Raw genomic sequence first — 7720 nt, 5'->3', positions numbered from 1 at the left:
CGGTGCGCACCTCCTCGTGCGAGGGCGGGGCAAAGTCTGTATCGTTCACGGCGGGGAACTCCTCGGCCTCCTCGCCAAAGGAGGACCGTCTCGGTTGGTTTCACCGAGGAGCTTCCCTCTTTCCCGCCCGTCCCTCCTCGCCATCTACACACTTATAGGGACACGACCGTTTCAAAACCGGAGCCACGGCCCAAGAGGTGCTGGACGTCTACGCCCGGAGATTCACCATCGAGGAGACGTTCCGGGACGTGAAGGACCTCAAGTTCGGAATGGGCCTCAAGCAGGTGCGCGTGAAGACACCGGAGCGCAGAGACAGGCTGCTGCTCATCAGCGCGTTGGCGCAAGTGCTGCTGACGTTGCTGGGGGCCGCAGGCGAGGCGCTTGGTTACGACAAGCACCTGAAGGTGAACACCGTGAAGAAGCGCACCCACTCGCTTTGCACTCAGGGCAGCTACTACTTCATGGCCATGCCACGCATGAGCGATGAACGACTCCGCCCGTTGGTGGAGCGCTTCGGGCAACTCGTCCGCGAGCACATCGTGTTCCGAGACGCCTTCGGGCTTATCTGATTCAGATGAGGGGATTCCTCAGGTCACGGCGGCCAGGCGGTGCTGCCGCTGAATCCATCCCTCACTGCGACTGGGCAAGTTGGAGTTGAGGCAGGAAGTGGAATGGTCGTTCCTTGCGGGGATTGCCGAAAATTCTGATTGTGCTTTGATTGGGATGGCGTCGGCATCGAGTGCGGACGTCGTTTCCGTCAAGCCATTGTTTGCTCATGTTTCCCGCATGAGTTCATGGCAGGGCGACGGTTCATTCTATTTCCTGTCGTCAGTGTCAGACTGGAACTGTAAAGTAGTCTCTGCTCGGTCCGTGCGAGCGCTGTGAGGGAGAATCCAGCAGGCGAGTTGTCGTTGAGACCGAGCGTTGTCGTTCCTTGGCGTGTACGCCGTGCGTGAGTGCCCGGAAGGGCCGTCCGTACGGGTGCGTGTCGCTTCATCCCGATGATGGCAGGGCCTCAAGTGATGGGGCACATGAGAGGTGTCGTGAAAAATTGGATCAGGAGTGTGGTTCTCGCCGTATTGGGCGGGGCTTTCGTCGCGTGCAACCCAGGGCCCGAACCCTCTGGCGCCGAGTCAAGGGGGGACCGCGGGAGAAATGGGTGCGACAGCCCAGGCCCTGGAGCAGGCCTGCTGGCCCATTGGCACCACGGATGCCCAGAAGATCTGTTCAGACGGCTGGTTCTTCTCGATGCGCTGCTACAAAAGGCAGGCATCAGCCGCATGTGGCACGGGACCGGATGGAAACCTTGCGATCTGCCGCCACAGCAGTCATGGCGAAGCGCCCGCTCCGGATTGCCAGTTCGATGGAATCTACGTCTCCGCGGGACTGTCGCTCCAAACGGCGCGCCAGTACGCTGCGGCGCGATGGCAGGCGGCGTCCGGTGTCGGTGAGCCTGAGTTCGCCATCGAGCCCACCTGCACGTCCTGCTCGGATCTTGGAGCGACTTCCACGGACATCGTTCCTACCGAGGTGGACGTCGGGACGGGAAAAGCCGCGGGCAGGATGTCCATCCATTCGGATGTGACTTCGGACGGTGCAGGAACCTTCTCCATTCCGCTCTGGGTTCCTCCGGGACGCCTGGGGATGGAGCCGAGCCTTTCGCTCGAATATCACAGCCGGTCAGGCAATGGCTTCCTCGGCAAGGGGTGGAGCCTGAGTGGCTTCTCGAGCATCTCGCGGTGCACCCGCACCATCGCGCAGGATGGATTCGCTGGAGACATCAAGTTCGACACGACGGACCGGTTCTGCCTGGACGGCTCACGGCTTGTCGCCGTGAATGGCCCGTATGGGGGGCATCTGACGGAGTACCGTACCGAGAGCAACCGCTTCGCCAAGGTTGTCTCCATGAATCCGGATGGCCTCGGCCCGACGACCTTCGAGGTCTGGCTCAAGGATGGAAACATCCTCAGCTATGGCGCTGGCCCGGGCTCTCGGGTCGAAGGGAAGCGGGTCCACGTCACGCCCACGGGGACCTCGGGGACGCTCGTCGACGACTCCCAGGACGTGCGCCAGGCGTGGTCGGTGTCTGGAATGCGAGACCGGGTGGGGAACACGTTGCAGGTCTCCTACGACCTGCTCGTGGGGGCGGCACCGGAGCATGCGGTGGAACAGCTGCCCTCGGTCATCTCGTATACGGGGTCGATGGCGCCGGGTGGGCCTCAGCCTTCTCGCACCATCTATTTCTCGTACTCCGAACGCGCGGACCCGACGGCGGAATATGTCGCGGGCTTCAAGCTGGGCCGCCGCAAGCTCCTGTCGCGGGTCGAGATGTGGGGGCCTTCGCCCGGAGGGAACGCGAAGCTTCGTGACTACCGGTTGGCCTACAGCACGTCAGAGACGACCGGCGCCACGCTGCTGGCGAGCCTTCAGGAGTGTGATGGTCAGGGGGTCTGCATGGAGCCCGCGACCATGGGGTGGACCACGACCACGGGGAGTGATTTCACGGCGTTCGACACGGGTATCACGGATGCCGCGAGTGGGACCGGCGATGCCGCCGAGACCCTGTGGAACATCGATACGCTCGATTTGAACGGCGATGGAAAGGACGACATCCTCTATCGGGATTATGTGGACCCAACCAATGGGCCGCCGCAGGGGGTGTGGCGGTACCGCCTGAGCACGGGTGAGGGCTTTGGTCCTCCGCAGCTCGCGGGACTCGCGCCCAGCCTCGCCCCGACCGCCAGTCGGACCGGGCGTCCCGCGGACCTCGACATGGACGGCAGGGTGGACCTCGTCAAGCTCACGGATTCCACTGTTCTCTACGACGTGTATCGCTCCAACGGGGCGGGGTTCACGCGAGAAGACCAGTCCGCGCATGAGGCGCCCACGATGTGGGCGACGGGCTCGGCCTACCCCGCATTCTATCTGGCGGACCTGAACGGAGATGGCCTCGTGGAGGGCATCCGGTCCATCGAGACGAGCGCCCTAGGCAACGTCTGGGGCTTCCGGCTCAACACACAGGGGCAGTTGGGCGCCTATCAGGACTGGCCCATGGTGGCCTTCACCGCGGGACAGGAGGACAAGGCCTATGCCGCCGCGGTCGACCGCAGCGGGCGAACCGCGTTCCTCGTGAAGGACCCGGGCACCGACCCCTTCCGCTATACCGCCCTGATGCTGGGCGAGAACAACCTGCCCGAGCTGTTCCGGACGACGCTCAAGCGGACGACCTCGGGGGAGTCGCCCTATTGGTTCCTCGACATCAACGGTGATGACCTGACGGACGCGGTCCGCATCGAGCGAGGAAGCATCGACTATGTCGAGGGGAAGAACATCTCCATCTTCATCAACACGGGCAATGGCTTCCTTCCCGCGAAGCAACAGGTGTTCGCCTCAGGGCTGCATTGGCTTGGGCCCACCGACTACAACGGCCCGAGCACGGACTACGGAATCCGAGTGGGCGACTTCAACAAGGATGGTCGCCAGGACTTCTTCGTCGCGAACAGCATCTCGTCACGCACGCACTGGCTCGTGCTGGAGGGACAGGCGGACGGGACGTTCTCGCCCAGGATGCTCGATGTGCCGCTGGGCGACATGGCGGTGTACGGCTTCAAGCTCCACCGGACCTTGGATGCGAATGGCGATGGCCAGACCGACATCCTGCAGGTGGAGAATGGCGTGCTAAAACTCTACCGGCGCAGGGACGTCCAGCCTGACCTTCTCGCAACCGTCTTTGATGGGATGGGAGGGCACTTGGGCTTCGTCTACAAGCTGTACGAGCCCTCATTCTACCTCAATCCCAGCCTGCCCATCACGAGGCCCGTGAAGGGGCTGCAGGTCGTGGCCAAGCACCTGGTCGAGAAGGGGTTCGGCTGGGAGAACGTCTATGAGTACACCTTCGATGATGCGCGGATGGACCTCCAGGGCCGTGGCTTTCTGGGGTTCAGGCAGCGAGTCATCGAGGATTGGCAGACGGGGGCTGTCAGCGTGACGAACTACGACTCGCTCGACTACCGGGTGGGGACCGCCTACCCCTACGCGGGACGCCCCACCTTCGAACTCACGCGAGTCAAGACCGCGGACGGCGTGGAGCATCGTGTCGAGCGCACCTCGACGTATCAGTTCATGGTCGAGCCGGGGACCACGGCGCACTCCCTCGTCCCCGCGACCGTCGATGAAGTGCAACTGGAGATGCTCCCGGGACAGTCGCGCAACGACGCCCTGCTGACGTTCGGGCAACGGTTGACCATGACCTACGACGATTACGGGAACCTGACCCGTCGTCGGTCCCAGTCCCTGTATGGAGGTGCACTCACCGGCGATGAGGTGGTGGTCGAGGCTGGTCACGACAACACCACGTCGACCTGGTTGATCGGCCAGCAGCGCTGGCAGCGCGTGACGAACACCACGTCCACGGGCCAGAGCGCGACGCGTCGCATGGAGTACACATACGACGCGACGACGGGAATGATGGCGAGCGAGATTCATGAGCCTACCGAAGCTCAGTATTACTTGCGGACGTACTATGACCGGGATGCGCAGGGCCGGGTCGTCTACCTTCGCGAGTACGACTGGGGAGGTCGCAGTCGCTCCACGGCGCTTGCCTACGAGGCAGAGGGGACCTTTCCCGCGGTCATCACGAACGGGATTGGACAGCGGACGTGGATGGCCTGGCACGTGGGGCTGGGAGTCCAAGTGGCGGAGAGGGACGCGAACGATGTCGTCGTCCGGATGAAGTACGACGGCTTCGGGCGGATTCGCGCGGAGGAACGCCCTGATGGCTCGAGTGGCCAGCTGCGCTACGGGAGGCTCAACAACAACGCTCGCCTCACGATGACAACCTCGGGCGGAGGGCAGAGCGTCGTCACGTATGACCGGCTGGGGCGGCCCTATTGGGTCGAGGAGAAGGGGTTCGATGGAGAAACCGTCCACCGAGTGATGGAGTACGACGAGCAGGGGCGTGTCAGTCGTGTCTTCAAGCCCTATCGAGACGCGGAGCTGCCGCAGAGCACGCGCTTCGAGTACGACAAGCTGGGGCGTCTGCTCTTCGAGCGATATCCCGATGGGAGCTTTGTCGAACTCAAGCACTCCGCGAGGCGGGTCGAGCACTGGAGCGCGCTGCGCAACCTCCACGTCATCGACAGTGATGTCCTGGGCCGTGTCTCCGAAAGCACGGACGTCGCGCCCGATGGAAAGCGCCTCCAGATGCGCTACGGCTATGGGCCTTTTGGTGTGGTGACGCTGACTCAGCAACTCGTGGATGGGGTCGCGCGACATGCGTTGACGCCCTCCTATGACTTGTTGGGCCGGCAGACCCGGGAGTTCGAGCCCTACTCGGGTGGACGAGTCCATTTCACCGAGACCGAGTACAACGCATGGGGAGAGGTGACGAAATCCTGGGACTCAGGCTTCCGGGAGACCACCTTCGCTCGGGACCGTCTGGGCAGAATCACCCGGGTCAATGACGTGGAGGGTGAGACCCGCTTCGAGTGGGACACGGCTCCAGGCAAGGGCATCGGGCGTCTGGCTTCGACCCTGAGTCCAGATGCGGTGTCCTCCGCCTATGTCTACGACCAGCTCGGGCGATTGAAGGACAGCACCTGGAGCATCCTGGGGGACTCCTTCACGGTGTCGCGCGAGTATGACTCCTTGGGGCGGCCCTCGGGCATGCGCTATCCGGCGGTGGCAGCCGGCGCGGGTCGTCGGATGCATGTCAAGTATGGCTACAATGCTTCGGGCTTCCTCGATCGCATCTACGAGCCTGGCACCCAGGAGTTCACCGTCTGGGCCGCGGAGGGGCGCGATGCTCTGGGACAGCTCACCGCGGAGCGATTCGGAAACGCGGTGACCTCCTCGCGAGAATATGACCCGGTCCGAGGTGTCCTGAAGCGGATCGACTCGAAGTACCAGGGAGGGAGCCAGCTGCAGACCATCCAGGCGCTCGCCTATGAGTTCGACGTCGATGGGAACCTCACGTCCCGCACGGACGAGCGCGCGAACGTCATCGAGGACTTTGGCTACGACCATCTGGATCGGCTCACGGGCTGGACGGTCAATGCGCAGGGGAGGCAGTCGTCGCATCGCTACCGCTATGACGACCTCGGCAACTTCCTGGGTCGCGATGTCCTCGAGGGAGATGGGACGCCCATCTCCTTGACGTACAACACCTCGCTGCACTTCGGACCCTATGCCGTCACGAGCTCGACGCTCGGGAACTACACGTATGATGTCCACGGGAACGAGATAACGGGGCCGGGTCGACAGGTGGAATACACCACCTTCAACCTGCCTCGGCGTATCCAGAAGGGGGCGGATGAAACCCTGTTGGGCTACACGGCGGGGCGCCAGCGCGCCTACAAGCAGACGTCCAGCGGTGAAGTGACCATCTACGTCGAGGGTCTCTACGAACGGCGCAAGGTGGGGAGCGAGACCTTCCATGCCCATCACATCTCAGCGGAAGGTCGGGTGGTGGCCCAGGAGATGTGGAGGGAATCCGGAAATGCTCTCACGAGCGAGAACATGGTCTTCCTCCATCATGACCACCTGGGCTCCGTGGAGACGGTCACGGACCAATCAGGTTTGGTCGTCAGTCATCACAAGTATGACCCCTTCGGTGCTCGAGCCGACCCCCTGAATCCGGCGCTGGCGCTGTCCGCGCCTGTCTCGTCGGTGAAGTGGGGGTTCACGGGGCATGAGCAGGAGGATGAGCTGGGGCTCATCAACATGAAGGGGCGAATGTATGACCCGAGCACGGGGCGCTTCCTGAGCAGGGACCCGTTCGTTCAGTTCCCCCTGGCCGGGCAGTCGTACAATCGATACTCCTACGTCCAGAACAATCCATTGCGTTGGACGGACCCCAGCGGTTTCCTGATGGCGCCGAAGGAACCCCCTCCCCCTGAGCCGGACTATTCCGCTAAGGTCGAGAGGATCCCGGGGGGGACCGCGGTCACGTTCTGCGAGAAAAAGTGCCCGGAGAAAGAGTCTGGAAAGAGCACTGGAAAGGGCACCGGCTCGGGAGACAAGCCAAGTGTCATCGCGGGGCCACCGTCCGCAGACGATAACGGTGCTACGCCTTCGAAGGTGAAGTCGGGTGATGAGCCGCCGTTCCGAAACGGAATGTCGTCGATGGAGCGACTCCAGTTCGCTCTGGATATAGGAGGCATGTTGCCGGTGGTTGGCATTGCCTTCGATATCGCCAGCGCGGGGATCAGCGCCTCTCAGGGTAACTGGGGAGAGGCGGGACTGTCTCTCGTCGGTGCCGTGCCGGGAATCGGGGATGCCATCAAGGGTGCTGCCTTGGCTGCGAAGGTGGGTGGCGTGGCGGTGGCTGGTGTTGCCATGGCCAAGGCCGCGAAGAGCGCAGCCAAGGGGGTCACTGAATTCACCGCCCACGCACATGGGGGCGGCGGAGTAATGGCCCAACTGGGTAAAGACGGGTTCGTCGACCTTTGGATAAAAGCCGTGCCCGGTACACCGAGAGGCAGTGTGATGTTCAGGGAAGCCATGGATACTTTTGGTGATCAGGTTAAGGGTATCCGGGGAACCTGGATCGTAACCGTTCACGGCGCAGGCCGGCGGAAAGGTGAACTGAGGTTACGTGCCGGGTAGCAGTGAGGGTGCGGGAGTGCCGTGGAGCTGAGCTTCGACGGAGGCGGTGAGATAGTCGAGCACGTTGCGCTCCTGCTTCCTGAGACTCATCACGGCGGTGAGGATGCGTGCGACG

At 63.0% G+C, this 7720-nt stretch carries 1 protein-coding gene and 1 pseudogene; both read left to right on the top strand.

Going from position 1 to position 7720, the window contains the following annotated elements:
* Positions 1-188: 188 nt before the first annotated feature.
* Positions 189-569: pseudogene (locus G4D83_RS44955) on the top strand (IS4 family transposase); the annotation flags it as partial.
* Between the two features lie 586 nt (positions 570-1155).
* Entirely contained in the window at positions 1156-7605 is a 6450-nt protein-coding gene (locus G4D83_RS44950; protein WP_163871131.1) for an RHS repeat-associated core domain-containing protein, read from the top strand.
* The last annotated feature ends 115 nt before the right edge of the window (positions 7606-7720 follow it).

It is taken from the genome of Myxococcus eversor, assembly GCF_010894455.1.
In the GTDB taxonomy this organism is placed as follows: Bacteria; Myxococcota; Myxococcia; order Myxococcales; family Myxococcaceae; genus Myxococcus; species Myxococcus eversor.
This window is presented reverse-complemented; position numbering and strand designations above follow the sequence as displayed.